The following is a 16,717-nucleotide window of genomic DNA, read 5'->3' on the forward strand; positions in this document are numbered from 1 at the left end:
CTTGCGCGCGCCCCGCCCTGCGTCCATGCCGCGCCGGCCGGCATGGCGCCAGCCGGATATCTCATTATTATTCGCGATCCCGATGAGCGGAACCGCAGGTCTTGCATTTTTTGGGCGTTGTTACAGACCGGATACATTCGACCGATCGGGCTCGCCGCGTCGCTCGGGGCCGGCTGGCGCGGATTCGGCGCGGCCGGGCGTCGAACACATGCCAACGATCGCGATCAGGCCGTCAACGCGACGGCCACTTCCATGCCGGCAGGTGGCGCGAGTCGGCATCGACGAGCGCGGTCGCGCCGAGCTGCTTGTCGAGCACCAGCGATTCGCAGCCCGCCTCGCGCTCGAGCGTCGCGATGAGCCGCGCCGCGTGCGACACGACCAGCACCTGCGAGCGCCGGGCGGCCTGCGCGATCAGGCGGCCGAGCGCCGGCAGCAGATCGGGATGCAGGCTCGTCTCCGGTTCGTTCAGCACCATCAGCGCCGGCGGCCGAGGCGTCAGCAGCGCGGCCGCGAGCAGCAGGTAGCGCAGCGTGCCGTCGGACAGCTCGGCCGCCGCCAGCGGCCGCAGCAGCCCCGGCTGGCGCATCAGCACGTCGAAGCGGCCACGGCCGCCCGGGTTGTCGATCTCCACCGACGCGCCGGGAAACGCGTCGTCGATCGCCGCGTCGAGCGCCGCCGCGTCGCCGATTTCGCGGATCGTCTGCAGCGCGGCGGCGAGGTCGGCCCCGTCGTCCGCGAGCACCGGCGTATGGGTGCCGATGTGCGACTGGCGCGCCGGCGCCTGCGCATCGGTCCGGAAATGGTCGTAAAAGCGCCACGAGCGGATCCGTTCGCGTACCGCGATCATCTCGGGCGCGCCGGTCGGATCGGCGAACTCGGTCATCATGCTGTCGAAGCTCGCGACCGGCTGCGGAATCGTCTGCCAGTCGCCCGATGCGGTACGCACGCGGATCTGCGCGCCCTGCCGGTCGACCAGCAGCGTGGACGGGCGCAGCAACGCGCCGCCCCAGACGCATTCGCGCTTGACCACCGGATCGAGCGCAAACTGCGAACTGCTCGGCAGCGGCAGGCCCAGATCGATCGAGTAGCCGAAATCGTCGCACGCAAAGCCGAGCTTCAGGCTCACCGGGCCCTTGCGCACCGTGCCCGTCACCGGCACGTCGCCGGCCAGCATCGCGCGCGAGAAACGCTCGGGGCCGGCCCACAACGTCGACGGCAAGCCACCCTCGCGGGCGAGCGACGGGATCACGCGGCCCTGCGCGGTGTCGGCGAGCAGCCGCAGCGCGCGGTACACGCTCGACTTGCCGCTGCCGTTCGGCCCCGTGACGACGTTGAGCGCCGCGAGCGGCACGATCAGCTCGCGCAGCGAGCGGTAATTGGCGATGGCGAGCGTCTTCAGCGCGGTCATGGAATTGGGCGACGGGGAATGGCAGGCAGGCGCCGGGCCGCGTTCAGCGGCCGTCGACGGCCTGCGGATCGGCCGCGGTGTTGGCCGCCGTGCTGGCCGCAGGCGACCGCGCGTGCGGCCGCTCGGGATTCGGCGCATCGGGCGCGGATTCGTGCGGATACAGCTCCATCCGGCTGCGCGGCAGGCATTGCGGATAACGGTCCTGCAGATAGGCGATCAATCCTTCGCGCACGCGGCAGCGCAGGTCCCAGCACGACGACGAATCGGCCGCGCTGACGAGCGCGCGCAACTGCATCGTGCGCTCCGTCGCGTCGGTCACCTGCAGCACCTGCACGCGGCCGTCCCATTCCGGCGCCGCGTGGACGAGCCGCGCGAGCTCCTCGCGCAGCGGCGCGAGCGGCGTACGGTAATCGACCGACAGGTAGACCGTGCCGATGATCTCCGCGCTGCTGCGCGTCCAGTTCGTGAACGGGTTCTCGATGATCCACTGCAGCGGCACGACGAGGCGCCGCTGGTCCCACAGCCGCACCGACACGAACGAACCGGTGATTTCCTCGATGCGCCCCCACTCGCCCTGGATCACGACCACGTCGTCGAGCCGGATCGGCTGCGTGAGCGCGATCTGCAACCCGGCAATCAGGTTGCCCAGCACCGGCCGCGCGGCGATACCGGCGACCAGCCCCGCGACACCGGCCGATGCCAGCAGGCTCGCGCCGATCTGGCGCACGTTCGGAAACGTCATCAGCGCGGCGCCGGTACCGATGATCACGATCAGCACCATCACGGTCCGTACGAGCACCTTGGCCTGCGTATGGACGCGTCGCGCGTGGAGGTTGTCGGCCGTATCGATCGGATGGGCCTGGATGATCGCGTCGCCGACGCCGGCCGCGAGCCGCACCAGCAGCCACGTGAGCGACACGATCGAGCCGACCGCCGCCGCGGTGCGCATGCCGCGCACGAACGACATGCCGTCGTCGGCCTGGACCCACACGAATTCGAGCGCCAGCAACGCCAGCACGACGAGCGACGGCTTGTCGATGTAGCGCAGGATCGCGCTCATCAGCGGATACGGCTGCGCGATGCGCTTGACGATGCGTGCGCCGAGGCGGTGCACGACCGTGACGACCAGTATCACGATGACCGACACGACCAGCGTGCCGAGCCACGAATGCAACGGCGCATCGGCGATGCGCTGCAGTTCCTCGATTGAAATCATCGGCGCCCTCGAGTGATGAAGCGCGCAGGCTTCGTCCTGGATGCGTCGGCGACGTCCGGGCCACGCACGCGCCCGGACACGGCGTCAGATCAGTTGCCGCTCCTGCAGGGAAACGCCTTGCCGAGACCGAGCGACACCGCGGTGCTCGCGTTGTAGTCGGCCAGCTTCGGATTTTCGGCGATGTACTTGCGCACCGCGTCCGTCATCTGTTGCGCCCGGATGTCGGGCGGCAGGCAGAAGTACTGGCCGACGCGCGGCCCCGTGGTGCCGCCGATCGCATCGATCGTGTTGTAGACGCCGTCGGCGGCGCCTTCGATATAGGCCGCGCACGACGCCCGCGACTTGACGTCCGTCTTCGCGCACAGCCGGTCGAGATCCGCGCCCGTGAAAGCCGCCGCCGACAACGGCACGGCAAACGCCGCGGCACAAAACATTGCGCGCAACATGGTGTTCCTTATGTCAATGCGGCCGGTGACCGCCTGCTGCGTTGGCCGGTGCGGCGCCGGCTGCCCTGCCGCGGCCGGAAGCCGGCCGGGCGGACAGGCGGCGCCGCACCAAAAACCGTTATTTTGCACTCTTTTGTGCATCTGCCGGCGTCGACGCACCGATACGCGTCGTCCGCTTGCTCAGGATCTCGATCGCGTCCGGCGCGTTGTAGTGCTTCGCGAACTCGAGCGCGGTGATGCCGAGCTGGTTCTTCACCTGCGGATCGGCGCCCTGGTCGAGCAGCAGCGTGACCGTCGACGCATGGTTGCCGCGCGCGGCCATCATCAGCGGCGTCGTGCCGTTCGGCGATGCGGTATCGATGTACGCGTCGTGGTCGAGCAGTACCTTGACGACCGCGTCCTGGCCGTTGGTCGCCGCGTAGTGCAGCGGCGCCCAGCCCTTCTTGCTGACTTCCGCGCCCTTGTCGATCAGCAGCTTGACGAGGCCGAGGTCGCCGTTCAGCGACGCGAGCATCAGCGCGTTTTCGCCGGCCTTGTCTTCCTTTTCGAGATCGACGTTCGGCGTCGTCGCGATCGCGGCCGCGACCTTGTCGGACTTCTCGCGCGCGGCGATCACGAGGATCGGGTCGCCGTTCGGCGCGAGCGTGTTCGGATCGAGCTTGCCGCTCTTGAGCTGCTTGCCGATATCGGCGATGTCGTCGAACTTGACGGCCTTGACGATCGCGTCGAGCGACTCGGCATGCGCGCCGGCGGCGGCGAACAGCCCGCTCGCGACGAATGCGGCCGCAACGAGTGCGCGTTTGGGCAGATGGTTGGTCGGCTTCGTCATTGTTGTGGGCTCCTTCCCTGGGTTGTCGGCTGCGCGCCCGTCGTTAGCGGGCGATCTTGAACAGCCGGAAAAAGTTCTGCGTCGTCGCATCCGCGAGCGCCTCGACGGCGATCCCGCGCTCGGATGCGATAAAGCGTCCGACATGGCTGACGTACGCAGGTTCATTCGGCTTGCCGCGATACGGCACCGGCGCGAGGTACGGCGAGTCGGTCTCGATCAGCAGCCGGTCGAGCGGCACGCGCCGCGCGACGTCCTGCACGTCGGTCGCGTTCTTGAACGTGACAATGCCCGACAGCGAGATATGGAAGTTCTGCGCGAGCGCCTGCTCGGCGACCGGCCACGGCTCGGTGAAGCAGTGCATCACGCCGCCCGGCACGTCCGCGCGCTCCTCGGCCATGATCCGCAGCGTGTCTTCCGACGACGAACGCGTATGGATGATCAGCGGCTTCATCGTCGCGGTCGCCGCGCGGATGTGCGTGCGAAAGCGGTCGCGCTGCCATTCCATGTCGGCGATCGAGCGGCCTTCGAGACGGTAATAGTCGAGGCCGGTTTCGCCGATCGCGACGACCTTCGGGTGCGCGGCCAGCTCGACGAGCTCCGCGAGCGTCGGCTCGCGCATGTCCTCGTGATCGGGATGCACGCCGACCGACGCGTACACGTTGTCGTGCGCTTCGGCGATCGCGAGCACGTCGGGCAGCGTCTCCAAATCGACCGACACGCACAGCGCGTGGGTGACGTCGTGCTCGCGCATGTTCTCGAGAACGGCCGGCAGGCGGTCGGCCAGGCCCTTGAAATTGATGTGGCAGTGAGAGTCGACGAACATCGTGTTTCCTGAATACGTGAGACGGACGCTCATGCGCCCGCCGGCATGCCGCAGCGGGCGACGTGGGCGGGCCGGCCGGCCACGGTCGCGCCGTCGCGTGATCCGTTCATCGTTTCGCAACCCATCGGAAACAATGCCGGATCAAGCAAACATTTCCCGATAGTCGAGAAACAATTCCTCGAATACGAGCCGCGCGTTGAGCGGATGGTTCTCGACGGTCCGCTGCCGCGTCACGGCTTTCATGAAGCGGGCGAATGCGTTCGCGTCGACCGCTTCCGCGCAGCGCGCCAGGGCCGCCGCGTGCATCGGGAAGTAGCGCGGCGCGCCCGCCATCCGCTGCGCGAGCACATCGTACAGCCAGCGTTGCAGCCAGCCGAGCACCAGCGGCACCGGCAGCTTCTGCAGCGTCTCGCCGCACGCGAACGGGTCGCAGGCCGCCCCGGCGGCCAGTTGCCCCAACGTGTAGTCGCGCAGCGGACGATTCTCGTCGCTCGCGAGCGCCAGCGCGGCGAGCGGCGCGCCGCCGGCTTCCGCGAGCAGCGCGCTGGCCTGGTCGACGCCCTGCGCCGCCAGCCACGCGGCGGCGGCCTCCGGTGCCGGCACGGTCACCGGCCACTGGCGGCAGCGGCTGATGATGGTCGGCAACAGGCGGTCGATACGCGCCGACACGAGCAGGAACACGACGCCGGGCGGCGGCTCCTCCAGCGTTTTCAGCAGCGCGTTCGACGCGGCGACGTTGAGCGCTTCCGCCGGATACAGCACGACGACGCGCGCGCCGCCGCGGTGCGAGCCGACCCCGCAGAAGTCGAGCAGCGCGCGCACCTGCTCGATCTTGATTTCCTTGCTCGGCGCCCGGGTCTTCTTGCCGCCTTCGTCCGCGTCGGCCGGCTTCGCGTCGTCCGCGGCGCCCGGCGCCTCGCCCGCCAGCGCCTCGGGCAGCACGATCCGGTAGTCCGGGTGGTTGCCCTGCGAGAACCAGTTGCAGGCCGCGCAGGCGCCGCACGGCTCGCCGTTCGGCTGCGGCGATTCGCACAGGAAACCCTGCGCGAGATGCTGCGCGAACTGCAGCTTGCCGATCCCGGCCTGACCGTGCAGCAGCAGCGCATGCGGCCATTGCGCGCGCAGTTGCTGCAGGCGGTTCCAGTCGTCGGTTTGCCACGGATAGATCATGGGGTGCGTCCTTGCGGGTTACAGCGCGGCGAGCACGCGTTCGAGCTGCTGGCGAATCTCGGGAATCGATCGCGTCGCATCGACGATCGCGAAGCGGTGCGGCGCCTCTTCCGCGCGCCGCAGGTATTCGGCACGCGTACGCGAGAAGAACGCGTCGGACTCGCTTTCGAACTTGTCCGGCATGCGCGCGGCCCCGCGACGCTCGCTCGCGACCTGCGGCGCGACGTCGAACAGCACCGTGAGGTCGGGCTGGAAACCGCCCTGCACCCAGCGCTCGAGCGTCTCGAGCTTGTCGCGCGGCAGCCCGCGGCCGCCGCCCTGGTACGCGAAGGTCGCGTCGGTGAAGCGGTCGGACACGACCCAGTCGCCGCGCGCGAGCGCCGGCTCGATCACGAGCGCGAGGTGCTCGCGCCGCGCGGCGAACATCAGCAGCGCTTCCGTCTCGAGATCCATCGGCTGGTTCAGCAGGATCTCGCGCAGTTTCTCGCCGAGCTGCGTGCCGCCCGGCTCGCGGGTCACGACGACCTGCCGGCCGGCCGCAGCCAGCCGGCCCTGAAGGCGTTCGCAGAACCATGCCAGGTGGGTGGTCTTGCCCGCCCCGTCGATGCCCTCGAACGTGATGAATTTACCGCTCGCCATTATTGACCTCGTATGTATTTGTCCACGGCCTTGTTGTGGTCGCCGAGCGTGTCCGAGAACACGCTCGTGCCGTCGCCCTTCGCGACGAAATAGAGCGCGCTCGTCGGGGCCGGATTGATCGCCGCCTGCAGTGCGGCGACGCCCGGCAACGCGATCGGCGTGGGCGGCAGCCCGCGTCGGGTGTAGGTATTGTAAGGAGTGTCGGCCTGCAGGTCGCGCTTGCGCAGCCGGCCGTCGTACGCGTCGCCGAGCCCGTAGATCACGGACGGATCGGTCTGCAGCGGCATGCCGATGCGCAGCCGGTTCGCGAACACGGCCGCGACGAACGCGCGGTCGGCCGCGTGGCCGGTTTCTTTCTCGACGATCGACGCGATCGTCAGCATCTCGTAAGGCGTCTTGTACGGCAGCCCCGGCGTGCGCGCGGCCCATGCCTCGTCGATGCGCGTCTGCATCAGGCGATAGGCGCGCCGGTAGATGTTCAGGTCGCTCGTGCCCTTGTCGAACAGGTAGGTATCGGGGAAGAACAGCCCCTCGCCGCTGCCGCGCTGCACCACGCCGTCCGGCGCGCCGATCGCGCGCAGCAGCTCGGCGTCGCTCATGCCGGCCGTCGCGTGCGCCAGATCGGGGTTCGCGTCGAGCTCCGCGCGCATCCGCTTGAAGGTCCAGCCCTCGATGACCGTCGCGACGTATTCGTTCACGTCGCCGCGCGCGATCTTCTGCAGCACGTCGTACGGCGTGATGCCGGTCTTGAATTCGTAATTGCCCGATTTGAGCCGGCCCGACAGCCCGAGCACGCGCGTCATCGCGACGAACGCGAACGGCTCGACCGGCACGCCGCCGCGCTTGAGCTGCAGCGCGACGCTCTTCACGCTGCTGCGCGGCTTGATCGTGACGTCGAGCGATGCCGAGCCCAGCAACAGCGGCCGGGTCGCCCAGTAATACCCGCCGCCCGCGCCGGCAGCGGCCACAACGACGGCCAGCGCCACGATCGTCGCGGCGCATTTCTTCAGTAGGGACATGGAAACGTGACTCAGGTAAGACCCATATAATACTTGCTCGCCTTCGTCAAAGTCAGGGTTGACTGTTCCCTCATTCCATGAGCACACCGTTCGCTTCACCGGCTACCCAGGCCGCATCTGCCTCGCTCCCCGTTTTCCCCCGCCCGTCCGCCGCCGATTTCGATGCGCCGGGCGCCTGCATGCCGCTGCCGCAGTTCGGCGTGATCGACGTGGCCGGCGACGACGCCGCGACGTTCCTGCACAGCCAGCTCACCAACGACATCGAGCATCTCGATGCCGGCAGCGCGCGGCTGTCCGGGTACTGCTCGCCGAAGGGCCGCCTGCTCGCGTCGTTCCTCACGTGGCGCGCCGGCCACGGTGTGCGCCTGCTCGTGTCGAAGGACGTGCAGCCTGCCGTGCAGAAGCGGCTGTCGATGTTCGTGCTGCGCGCGAAGGCGAAGCTGACGGATGCGAACGACACGCTCGCGGTGGCCGGTTTCGCTGGCGACGTGCGCGACGCGCTGTCGGGCATCTTCGATGCGCTGCCCGATGGCGTACACGTGAAGGTCGACGGCCCGGCCGGCACGCTGATCCGCGTGCCGGATGCGGCCGGCCGCAAGCGCTATCTGTGGATCGGCCCGCGCGCCGAGGTCGACGCGCGCCTTGCCGCGCTCGCCGGCACGCTGCCGGTCGTGTCGCCTGCCGTGTGGGACTGGCTCGACGTGCGCGCGGGCGAGCCGCGCATCACGCAGCCGGCCGTCGAACAGTTCGTACCGCAAATGGTCAACTTCGACGTGATCGGCGCCGTTAACTTCAGGAAAGGGTGCTACCCGGGCCAGGAAGTGGTGGCGCGCAGCCAGTACCGCGGCACGATCAAGCGCCGCACCGCGCTCGCGCACGTCGCCGGCGAGACCGATACCGTGCATGCCGGCGTCGAGCTGTTCCACAGCGACGACCCGGGCCAGCCGTGCGGGATGATCGTCAACGCGGCGGCCGCGCCGGCGGGCGGCGTCGACGCACTGGTCGAGATCAAGCTCGCCGCGCTCGACAGCGGCACGGTGCACCTCGGTTCGGCCGACGGCCCGGCGCTCGCGTTCGACGCGCTGCCGTACGCGTGGCCGACCGAAGCGTGATGCACTGACAACCCGTTCGCGCGCCGGCTCGCGAGTCGCAGCCGGCGCCCGATGTTTCCTGCGAGAGATTCGCCCGATGTGTCTGATTGCCTTCGACTGGCAGCCTGATGCCGCCGCCGGTCCCGTCTTTACCCTCGCCGCCAATCGCGACGAGTTCTTCCGCCGGACCAGCGCGCCGCTCTCGTGGTGGGAGGACGTGCCGGGCGTACTGGCCGGCCGCGATCTCGAAGCCGGCGGCACGTGGCTCGGCGTATCGCGCGACGGCCGCTTCGCCGCGCTGACCAACTACCGCGCGCCGTTCGACATCCGCGCGGGCGCGCCGACCCGCGGCAAGCTGGTATCCGACTTTCTCGGCGGACCATCGGTCGCACCGCTCGACTATCTCGCGCAGCTGGCCGAGCATGCAGCCGTGTACAACGGCTTCAACCTGCTCGTCGGCGACTGGCGCCGGCGCGAACTCGCGTGGTTCTGCAACCGCGCGCCCGAGGGCGAAAGCCGTGTCGCCGCACCCGTCGCGATCGCGCCGGGCGTGCATGCGCTGTCGAATGCGCGGCTCGACACGCCCTGGCCCAAAGTGGTGCGCAAGCGCGCGGAGCTCGGCACGCTGCTCACCGACAATCCGGCCCCGTCGCTCGACGAACTGATCGCGCTGATGCGCGACCCGCACGTCGCGGACGACGACGCGCTGCCGCACACGGGCATTCCGATCGAGCGCGAGCGCGCGCTGTCGGCCGCCTTCATCGAGACGCCCGAATACGGCACACGCGGCACCACCGCGCTGCGCGTGACGATGAAGGAAGGCGTGCGGCTGACGGTGGAGGTCAAGGAGCGCAGCGACGACGACGGCTCGCACCGCACCGTCCGGCCGGGCGCGTTCGAGCGCGCGTTCACATTCGATATCGACGCGACGCGGCCGCGCTGAACGCACGCGTTGCGCGCTACGGCGCGCGCGCCATCTCGACGTGCGGCACGCCGGCTTCGACGAACGGTTCGCCGACCGCCGCGAAGCCGTGCCGCAGATAGAACGACACCGCCGAATCCTGCGCGTACAGCCGCACGACGGCTTGGCCGCGGCGCCGCGCGGCATCCAGCAGCGCATTCAGCACGGCGGACCCGACGCCCTGCCCGCGCATGTCGGCCAGTACCGCGACGCGGCCGATCGTGCCGGACGGCAGCAACCGCCCCGTCGCGACCGCGCGGCGCAACCCGGTCGCCGCGTCGGTCCGGTACGCGACCGCATGCAGCGACAGCGGATCGTCGTCGTCGAGCGCCCATTCCGGCGGAATCTGCTGCTCGCGCACGAATACCGCGTCGCGGATCCTGGCTGCGTCGCCGCCCAGTACCGTCCAGTCGCCCGTTTCCACTCCGCCCACGCCGTTCGTCATCGCAGTCCTCCCACGGCATGCGGCCTTCGGCCGCCCGCCGTCAAACCTCGTCGAATGCAGCCTTCAGCGCCGCGACCGCATCGGCATGCGCGGCCCGCACCTCCGGCACGTAGCCGCCCATCTTGAAGAATTCGTGGATCATCCCCGGATAGCGGACCAGCGTGACCGCGTTGCCGGCCGCACGCAACTTGTCCGCGTACGCGGCGCCCTCGTCGCTCAGCGGATCGTATTCGGCCGTCGCGATCCACGCCGGCGCAACGCCCGCGAACGACGGTGCATCGCGCGTGCCGTCGAGCGGCGCGAACCGCCAGTCGTCGCGATCCGCCCGATCGCGCACGTATTGCGCGAAGAACCACTGGATCGTGCCCTGCGTCAGCAGGTAGCCGTTGGCGAGCCGCGCGTGCGATTCGGTGTCCTGGTAGCCCGTCACGCCCGGATAGATCAGCATCTGCAGCGCAAGGCGAATGCCCGCGTCGCGCGCGAGCACCGCGCAGACCGTCGCGAGCGTCCCGCCCGCACTGTCGCCGCCGACCGCCAGCCGCGCGGCGTCGATGCCGAATGCGGCGGCCTCGCGATGCAGCCATTGCAACGCGTCGTCCGCATCGTTCACCGCGGTCGGAAATTGGTGTTCGGGCGCGAGCCGGTAGTCGACCGACAGCACCGCGCATTGCGCATCGTGCGCGAACATCCGGCACAGCGCATCGTGCGTGTCGACGCTGCCGACCGTGAAGCCGCCGCCGTGGTAGTACACGAGCGCGGGCAGCGGTTCCGCCAGGCTCGGCGCGACCGGTAAATACAGCCGCGCACCGATCGTGCGGCCGTCGCGCGTCGGCACGACGCACGCCTCCACCGAATGCATCGGCGCCGGCGCGACGTCGAGGATCGGCGCGCTCTTCTCGTACGCGGCGCGCGCCTGCTGCGGCGTCTGATGGTGATACGACGGACGTTTCGCGCGCTCGATCATGTCGAGCACCTGGGCGATCTTCGGATTCAGCGGCATCGGTATGGACGGCGCCGGCGTGGCGCCGTGAACGGACAAAGCGGACAAGCGTGACATGATGCCACGCGGCGGCCGGACCGGCGTACGCGCCGCGCCGTGTGCCGCCATCCCGTGCTGCCAAACAAAACGGCCCTGCCTCATCGAAGAGACAGGGCCGTGCATGGCCGGTGCGTTTACGCGTCGCTCGGGCCCGGCTGGGCGTCCGGCGCGGTGCGCGAACGTTGCCGCTTGATGTCGCGGCCGACCGCGAGCCGCCGCATGTACTTGAACGTACCGAGCGCCTTCGCGACGAAATTGCCGTCGCTGTCGCGCACTTCGCCTTCGCAGTAGGCCATCGTCGTCGAGCGGTGCATCACGCGCCCGTAGGCGCGCAGTTCGCCGCGCCCCGGCTGCATGAAGTTCACCTTCATTTCGACCGTGACGACGCCGACGCCGTCGTCGGTCAGGCTGCGCGCCGCCATCGCGAGCGCGATATCGGCGAGCGTCATCGTCACGCCGCCGTGCGCGATGCTCCACGTGTTCATGTGGCGCTCCTCGAGCGGCAGCACGATCTCGCTCGCGCCATCCTTCGCGGACACCAGTTGCACGCCGAGCAGATCGACGAACGGGCTTTCGATCGACGGGCCTTCCGTCGGGGTTGCCGCGTCGCTCATCGTGCGTTGTCGACGATGTAGTCGACACATTCGCGCGATTCGGCCACCGCGACGACGAATTTCTTCACTTCCTGGTGAACCGGATGCACCTGGTACGCGTCGAGCGCGGCCTTGTCGGCGAAATCGGAGACGAGCACGATGTCGGCGGTCGCATCGAGGCCGGGCGTCGCCACGCCGACGTCGATCTGCAGGGTGCCCGGCACGAGGTCGCGGCAGCCTTCGAGCTTTTCCTTCAGCTTCAGCGCGTTCTGCGCACGCGTCGCGCCTTCGGCCGATTCCTTCAACTTCCACATGACGATATGTCTGATCACTTCGGTTGCTCCTGTTCGTGTTGATTCGGCGATTGGCCTGTCATCCTTGGCAGTCGGGCACTTTACACCTTTCCACCGTTCGCCCACGGTTACCCTGTCCGGCCTCGAGCGCCGACAAGCTCGCGCAGGCGAGAAGCCTATCAAACTTGCCGACGTCAATGGACTGTATCTCGAAGTCGGCGTGTCCGCTGCCAGGCTCTGGCGCCAAACGTGTGCACCGTTCCCGCCCCGGTCCACAGCAGCATTGACGTTGCAACAAGGCCGAATAGAAGTACGCGATCCGCCGTCACGTTTCTTTTCCGAAACACATCTCGACAGAAATCGCCTCGCAGTTCAAAACGGGTTTCGATTGCCTGCTCGAGCGCCAAGCGGCGGATGGGAATTTGCCCCTGAAACCGGCGTCCTTGGTACAACGACGGGGAGAGTCTGGACCGTGCCCCGCCGACCCCGAGTACGCTCCCGCGCTGGTCGACCCGGTTCACGTTTCGGCGCCCCAATGCAACAGCCCCGAGCGCTCTCGCACCCAGGGCTTTGACAGCGTCACATCCGATCACGCCGGACTAGTCCCAAAACAGGTTCTCGAATGGCGTGAACCACCCGTACGTATCTGCGCCGACCACGACTTTCCCGCCGTACACACCGTAGCAGACGTCCTTGCCACCCACTTTCCCCACCACGGGCGCGCCACTGTCACCTGGTTGGGTCCGAGCCTCTCCGTCCAGGTTGAGCAGGACGACATTCTTGACTTGATCGTTGGTGTCCGGCACCGTGATATCGACATCTGTCCCGGCAACCGAGCAATTCACGAGGCCAGAGAACGCACCCTGCAACCACAAACGCTGGTCCTTCGTGGGACGCACGTCTGAACCGAACGCCACCTGTTTTATACCGCTGTCCGTCCATATCTCGTTGGGTGTTGCGTCGACTCCCGACGATACCTTCACGATGGCGATATCCTGGTTGTCCTCCAGGAAGTTTTCAAGCAGGTCACCCACCGGGTTTGCGTCATCGGGCTGCCCCACCCTCGCATCTCCCTTTCCGAACACATGGCCCGCCGTCACAAAGCACATGTTGCCGTTGTATTTCACGACCAAACCTAAAGTGCCAATCTTGCTGCGGGTCACAATTTTGATCCCGCCGACCAAAGGACGAACTTTGAGATTGTTTGCAGGCATCACGGGCTCCACCAACGAGTGAAAAAAGCGATCGATAATTGCCGGATGACTATCAAGAACGTTGAAACGCGACGCTCGTGAACCCTGAAACAGGAGCCTGGGGCGCCAAAGGCGGATCATGGGCAACAACCGCAGGTGTCTCGCTCGAGACCAGGCTGATGCAACCTGGTTTCACAACGCAACTGGTGGCCGATAAAGAAAAAGGCACGTAGCGAGCGTGCCGGCGATGCAATGGCTGCGACTGCCGAACGATCAATCGACGACCGCGATCGCATCCACTTCGATCAGATAACCGGGCGACAGCGCGGCCACGCCGAGCACCACGTCCGCGGGCTTGTGATCGCCGAACAGCGCCACCCTGGCGCTTTCGATGATCGGCAAGCATGCATCGCGCTCGTAGTTCACGACGTAGATGGTGATCCTCGCGACCTGCTCGGGCCGCGCACCGGCAGCGGCAAGGGCGCGACCGAGATTGCCGAATACCTGACGCGCCTGGGCCGCGAGATCACCGTGGCCCACCAGCTTGCCGTCGATGTCCTCGGGCTCCTGGCCCGAGATGAATACCATCCTGCTTCCCGTCGCAACGACGACCTGCGTGTACGTTTGCGGTGTGGGCAGATCCTTGGGATTGATGCATTCGAGCGTCATTGACGAGTCTCCTGCGATGATCAGATGCCAGCATCCCGACAGGCTTGTCGGAACCATCCGATGCTAGCAGACGTCGCAGTTCTTTCCGCTTTCGTCAGCGATCCGTCGTCGTGGAAAGCATGCGCAGGAACGCGGCTTGCTCGGCTTCGTGCGCGCCGTTTCAGCATGTCGGCATGTCACGGCATTGACCGACACCACGCGGCGATTCGTTCGCTGTCCGGCAACAATCGCCGGCGTGGCACGCCATTGCCGATTGTTTCGCCCTCGAATAGCTGCAGCACATTAATCGGCATCCGTTAAATCGCACATTTTACCGGGGCGGCGGGTAATAATTGCGACCACTTTTCAATTCAATATTCAAAAACCAAAACATTATTGACTTCGGCTTTCCCGCAAATTTAGAATCGCCTACGACGGCTTACGCATCATTTTCTGCGCCGCCCCGGATTCGCCACCACCCGCGCGAAGGCCCGTCGCATAGCCTTTCCCGCGGGACATCGACGCGCACCCCTGTGGTTTTCAGCTTTCGGCATTATCGGCCACTCGGTTATTTGCCAACCCATTTTCCTTTCGACGAATCGCAACGCCTCGATTAATTCCCGCCATTCGCCAGAATGAATACAAGACGGGATCAAACGGACCCAAGATCCGCCGATTAGAACATCCGGATAAAAAATCGCCAGTCATCAGGAGGGACATCAACATGCATCGCCTTGCGAAGTCGCTGTGTCTCGGGCTCGTCTGTGCCGGCCTGCTGTCGGCCTGCAACGACGACGACGTCCAGTCGAACACCCCGCCATCGAACACCGCCGCGTTGTCGTTCCGCATGGATACCGGCGGCCAGATCAACGCGTTCTACCGGCAGGACAAGGTCGCCGCGCACCTGCTGGTGCGCTCGTCGACGAAGCCGCGCCTGCTGGTGGTCTTCCCCGCCGGCAACAGCGGCACCGGACTATGGTTCGACGACACCGCGCAGCCGGTGAACTGGAGCCTCGACACGCCGCCGTCCGCGCTGTCGGCCCCTGATGCGCATGGCCGCCCGCTGTACGGCATCGGCGCCGACGTGTCGGTCGACACCACGTCGCTGACGATCCGCCAGGGCGTGCTCAGCAACGTGCGCTTCCTGCGCGACTTCAACGGCGGCGCCACGATTCCGCCGCAGATCCTCACCGCGCCGACGGTCCAGGGCAGCACCGCGCAATGGCAACGTGACCGCATCGACGGCGCACCGGGCTATGCGCTGCGCATCACGCTGCGCGACGGCGGCAGCATCGCGCCGGCTGCGGGCGGCAAGCTGGTGCTGAACGCGCCGGCGGGCGCACGCACGCTGAAGCTGCACATCGATGCGCTGTCCGGCGAGACGCCGCTGTCGCCGATCACGCACGCCGACCTGTTCGCGCCGTCCGTGAATCCCGACCCGGTCAGCCAGAACGTGCTCGAATTCCTGAGCTTCAACGACAAGCTGCTGGCCGGTTCGTGGCAATACGACACATACTTCGGCCGCGACACGCTGATTTCGGTCCGCATGCTGATGCCCGTGCTCGAACCCGCGGCGATCGAGGCCGGCCTGTCGTCGGTGCTCAGCCGGCTGTCGGCGGACGGCAAGGTCGCGCACGAGGAAGGCATCGGCGAATTCGCGCTGATCGACAACCAGAAGAACGGGCGGCCGAACGATGCGACGCCGACCTACGACTACAAGATGATCGACAGCGACTACCTGCTCGCGCCGATCGCGGCCGCTTGGCTGATCGACGATACGCGCGGCCAGGCCCGCGCGGCCGCGTATCTGGCGCAGCGCGGCAGCGACGGGCAGACCAACGGCAGCCGCCTCGTCGTCAATCTGCTGCACGTCGCGACGACCGCGCAGCCGTTCGCGCAGCAGCCGTCGGTCGCGAACCTGATCCACCTGCGGCCCGGTGAAATCGTCGGCAACTGGCGCGACAGCACCGATGGCCTCGGCGGCGGCGTCTACCCGTACGACGTGAACGCGGTGCTCGTGCCGGCCGCGCTGCGCGCGGCGAACGCGTTCCTCGCCCGCGGCCTGCTCGATCCGTACCTCGATGCCGGGCAGCGTGCGACGCTCGCCAACACGGCGAATCAGGCGGCCACCTGGGAAACGCAGGCGCCGCCGCTGTTCCAGGTCAGTGTGCCGGCCGCACTGGCGGCCACCGACGTGTCGGCCTATGCACCGTCTGCCGGCGTGCCGGCCGGCGCCGCGCCCAACGCCCCGCTGGCCTTCTACGCGCTGTCGCTCGATCAGCAGGGCAACCCGATTCCGGTGATGAATTCGGACGGCGGCTTCGCGCTGCTGTTCGGCACGCCGCCGGACGATCAGCTCCAGCGGATCGTCAGCGACGTCACGCGGCCGTTCCCGACCGGGCTCGTGACCGATGCCGGGATGCTGATCGCGAACCCCGCGTATGCAAGCCAGACGCTGTGGCCGAAGTTCACGAGCTCCGCGTATCACGGCACGGTGATCTGGTCGTGGCAGCAGGCGATGTGGGTGGCCGGGCTCGATCGCCAGCTCGCGCGTCAGGACCTGTCGGCCACGACCCGCACGCTGCTCACGCAAGCGCGGCAGACGATCTGGCAGGTGATCTCGAACGGGCGCGACATGCGCACGTCGGAAATGTGGACGTGGTCGTACGTGAACGGCAAGTACCAGACCGACGCATTCGGCACGCGCAGCGCCGATGCGACCGAAGCCAACGCGGCGCAGCTCTGGAGTACGACGTATCTCGCGATCCGTGATCCGCAGCAGCGCGCGGGCAAGTACTGGTGGCAAGCGTCGCAGCCGACGCAGGACGCACAGCCGAAACAGGCGACGGCGGTGGCGGCGCGCTAGCGCGTCGCCGCACGCATACCGACGGGCAACGGCATCGG

Annotated in this window: 17 protein-coding genes; 3 read left to right on the plus strand and 14 right to left on the minus strand. The window is 67.6% G+C overall.

Features of this window, described 5'->3' with window-relative positions; translation table 11 throughout:
* Window positions 1-232 precede the first annotated feature (232 nt).
* The 8 genes from DTA15_RS01390 to mltG form a co-directional block, all read right to left on the minus strand.
* On the minus strand, window positions 233-1,408 hold the full coding sequence (locus DTA15_RS01390) for an AAA family ATPase (protein ID WP_006485944.1): 1,176 nt from the start codon (window positions 1,406-1,408) through the stop codon (window positions 233-235).
* A gap of 43 nt (window positions 1,409-1,451) precedes the next feature.
* Window positions 1,452-2,624, minus strand: coding sequence for a mechanosensitive ion channel family protein (locus DTA15_RS01395; protein ID WP_006485950.1), 1,173 nt, complete (start codon window positions 2,622-2,624; stop codon window positions 1,452-1,454).
* A gap of 89 nt (window positions 2,625-2,713) precedes the next feature.
* Window positions 2,714-3,070: a Rap1a/Tai family immunity protein gene (locus DTA15_RS01400; RefSeq protein WP_006485939.1), complete on the minus strand. Its 357-nt coding sequence runs from the start codon at window positions 3,068-3,070 to the stop codon at window positions 2,714-2,716.
* A gap of 118 nt (window positions 3,071-3,188) precedes the next feature.
* Window positions 3,189-3,899, minus strand: coding sequence for an ankyrin repeat domain-containing protein (locus tag DTA15_RS01405; protein ID WP_006485954.1), 711 nt, complete (start codon window positions 3,897-3,899; stop codon window positions 3,189-3,191).
* 43 nt (window positions 3,900-3,942) lie between these two features.
* On the minus strand, window positions 3,943-4,722 hold the full coding sequence (locus DTA15_RS01410) for a TatD family hydrolase (protein WP_006485949.1): 780 nt from the start codon (window positions 4,720-4,722) through the stop codon (window positions 3,943-3,945).
* Window positions 4,723-4,863: 141 nt separating this feature from the next.
* Window positions 4,864-5,892 (minus strand): DNA polymerase III subunit delta', encoded by a 1,029-nt coding sequence (locus tag DTA15_RS01415; RefSeq protein ID WP_006493729.1) that lies wholly within the window; start codon window positions 5,890-5,892, stop codon window positions 4,864-4,866.
* An 18-nt stretch (window positions 5,893-5,910) separates the two neighbouring features.
* Window positions 5,911-6,531: a dTMP kinase gene (gene tmk / locus DTA15_RS01420; protein WP_006483888.1), complete on the minus strand. Its 621-nt coding sequence runs from the start codon at window positions 6,529-6,531 to the stop codon at window positions 5,911-5,913.
* Window positions 6,531-7,550, minus strand: a complete 1,020-nt coding sequence (gene mltG, locus DTA15_RS01425; protein WP_006483897.1) for an endolytic transglycosylase MltG — start codon at window positions 7,548-7,550, stop codon at window positions 6,531-6,533. Before mltG ends, tmk begins: the two co-directional genes overlap by 1 nt.
* 77 nt (window positions 7,551-7,627) lie before the next feature.
* Here mltG and ygfZ point away from each other — a divergent pair, with 77 nt between their 5' ends.
* Together ygfZ and DTA15_RS01435 are read left to right on the plus strand one after the other, a co-directional pair.
* Entirely contained in the window at window positions 7,628-8,662 is a 1,035-nt protein-coding gene (ygfZ, locus tag DTA15_RS01430) for a CAF17-like 4Fe-4S cluster assembly/insertion protein YgfZ (RefSeq protein WP_006483910.1), read from the plus strand.
* 76 nt (window positions 8,663-8,738) lie between these two features.
* Window positions 8,739-9,584, plus strand: a complete 846-nt coding sequence (locus DTA15_RS01435) for an NRDE family protein (protein ID WP_006483912.1) — start codon at window positions 8,739-8,741, stop codon at window positions 9,582-9,584.
* A gap of 16 nt (window positions 9,585-9,600) precedes the next feature.
* Here the strand turns inward: DTA15_RS01435 and DTA15_RS01440 are convergent, their stop codons facing one another.
* The 6 genes from DTA15_RS01440 to DTA15_RS01465 form a co-directional block, all read right to left on the minus strand.
* Window positions 9,601-10,047: a GNAT family N-acetyltransferase gene (locus tag DTA15_RS01440; RefSeq protein ID WP_006483905.1), complete on the minus strand. Its 447-nt coding sequence runs from the start codon at window positions 10,045-10,047 to the stop codon at window positions 9,601-9,603.
* A gap of 40 nt (window positions 10,048-10,087) precedes the next feature.
* Entirely contained in the window at window positions 10,088-11,047 is a 960-nt protein-coding gene (locus tag DTA15_RS01445) for an alpha/beta hydrolase (protein ID WP_006483909.1), read from the minus strand.
* A 173-nt stretch (window positions 11,048-11,220) separates the two neighbouring features.
* Window positions 11,221-11,700, minus strand: a complete 480-nt coding sequence (locus tag DTA15_RS01450) for a PaaI family thioesterase (protein WP_006483907.1) — start codon at window positions 11,698-11,700, stop codon at window positions 11,221-11,223.
* Window positions 11,697-12,011 (minus strand): Dabb family protein, encoded by a 315-nt coding sequence (locus DTA15_RS01455; RefSeq protein ID WP_006483902.1) that lies wholly within the window; start codon window positions 12,009-12,011, stop codon window positions 11,697-11,699. The genes DTA15_RS01450 and DTA15_RS01455 overlap by 4 nt, the downstream gene beginning before the upstream one ends.
* Before the next feature lie 560 nt (window positions 12,012-12,571).
* Window positions 12,572-13,306, minus strand: coding sequence for a chymotrypsin family serine protease (locus tag DTA15_RS01460; RefSeq protein WP_049021673.1), 735 nt, complete (start codon window positions 13,304-13,306; stop codon window positions 12,572-12,574).
* 132 nt (window positions 13,307-13,438) lie between these two features.
* Window positions 13,439-13,834, minus strand: coding sequence for a RidA family protein (locus tag DTA15_RS01465; protein WP_006483900.1), 396 nt, complete (start codon window positions 13,832-13,834; stop codon window positions 13,439-13,441).
* 703 nt (window positions 13,835-14,537) lie between these two features.
* On the opposite strand from DTA15_RS01465, the gene DTA15_RS01470 reads away from it, so the two are divergent.
* Window positions 14,538-16,679 (plus strand): glucosidase family protein, encoded by a 2,142-nt coding sequence (locus tag DTA15_RS01470; protein ID WP_006483892.1) that lies wholly within the window; start codon window positions 14,538-14,540, stop codon window positions 16,677-16,679.
* The last annotated feature ends 38 nt before the right edge of the window (window positions 16,680-16,717 follow it).

It is taken from the genome of Burkholderia cenocepacia (assembly GCF_900446215.1).
Classification (GTDB): domain Bacteria; phylum Pseudomonadota; class Gammaproteobacteria; order Burkholderiales; family Burkholderiaceae; genus Burkholderia; species Burkholderia cenocepacia.

Bases quoted from the DNA above. Each gene is read 5' to 3' on its own strand.
- ygfZ (WP_006483910.1), top strand. From the start codon at position 7,628: ATGAGCACACCGTTCGCTTCACCGGCTACCCAGGCCGCATCTGCCTCG.
- DTA15_RS01410 (WP_006485949.1), bottom strand. From the start codon at position 4,722: ATGTTCGTCGACTCTCACTGCCACATCAATTTCAAGGGCCTGGCCGAC.
- DTA15_RS01460 (WP_049021673.1), bottom strand. From the start codon at position 13,306: ATGATCCGCCTTTGGCGCCCCAGGCTCCTGTTTCAGGGTTCACGAGCG.
- DTA15_RS01435 (WP_006483912.1), top strand. From the start codon at position 8,739: ATGTGTCTGATTGCCTTCGACTGGCAGCCTGATGCCGCCGCCGGTCCC.
- DTA15_RS01415 (WP_006493729.1), bottom strand. From the start codon at position 5,892: ATGATCTATCCGTGGCAAACCGACGACTGGAACCGCCTGCAGCAACTG.
- DTA15_RS01445 (WP_006483909.1), bottom strand. From the start codon at position 11,047: ATGCCGCTGAATCCGAAGATCGCCCAGGTGCTCGACATGATCGAGCGC.
- DTA15_RS01465 (WP_006483900.1), bottom strand. From the start codon at position 13,834: ATGACGCTCGAATGCATCAATCCCAAGGATCTGCCCACACCGCAAACG.
- DTA15_RS01450 (WP_006483907.1), bottom strand. From the start codon at position 11,700: ATGAGCGACGCGGCAACCCCGACGGAAGGCCCGTCGATCGAAAGCCCG.
- DTA15_RS01390 (WP_006485944.1), bottom strand. From the start codon at position 1,408: ATGACCGCGCTGAAGACGCTCGCCATCGCCAATTACCGCTCGCTGCGC.
- DTA15_RS01470 (WP_006483892.1), top strand. From the start codon at position 14,538: ATGCATCGCCTTGCGAAGTCGCTGTGTCTCGGGCTCGTCTGTGCCGGC.
- mltG (WP_006483897.1), bottom strand. From the start codon at position 7,550: ATGTCCCTACTGAAGAAATGCGCCGCGACGATCGTGGCGCTGGCCGTC.
- DTA15_RS01395 (WP_006485950.1), bottom strand. From the start codon at position 2,624: ATGATTTCAATCGAGGAACTGCAGCGCATCGCCGATGCGCCGTTGCAT.
- DTA15_RS01440 (WP_006483905.1), bottom strand. From the start codon at position 10,047: ATGACGAACGGCGTGGGCGGAGTGGAAACGGGCGACTGGACGGTACTG.
- tmk (WP_006483888.1), bottom strand. From the start codon at position 6,531: ATGGCGAGCGGTAAATTCATCACGTTCGAGGGCATCGACGGGGCGGGC.
- DTA15_RS01405 (WP_006485954.1), bottom strand. From the start codon at position 3,899: ATGACGAAGCCGACCAACCATCTGCCCAAACGCGCACTCGTTGCGGCC.
- DTA15_RS01400 (WP_006485939.1), bottom strand. From the start codon at position 3,070: ATGTTGCGCGCAATGTTTTGTGCCGCGGCGTTTGCCGTGCCGTTGTCG.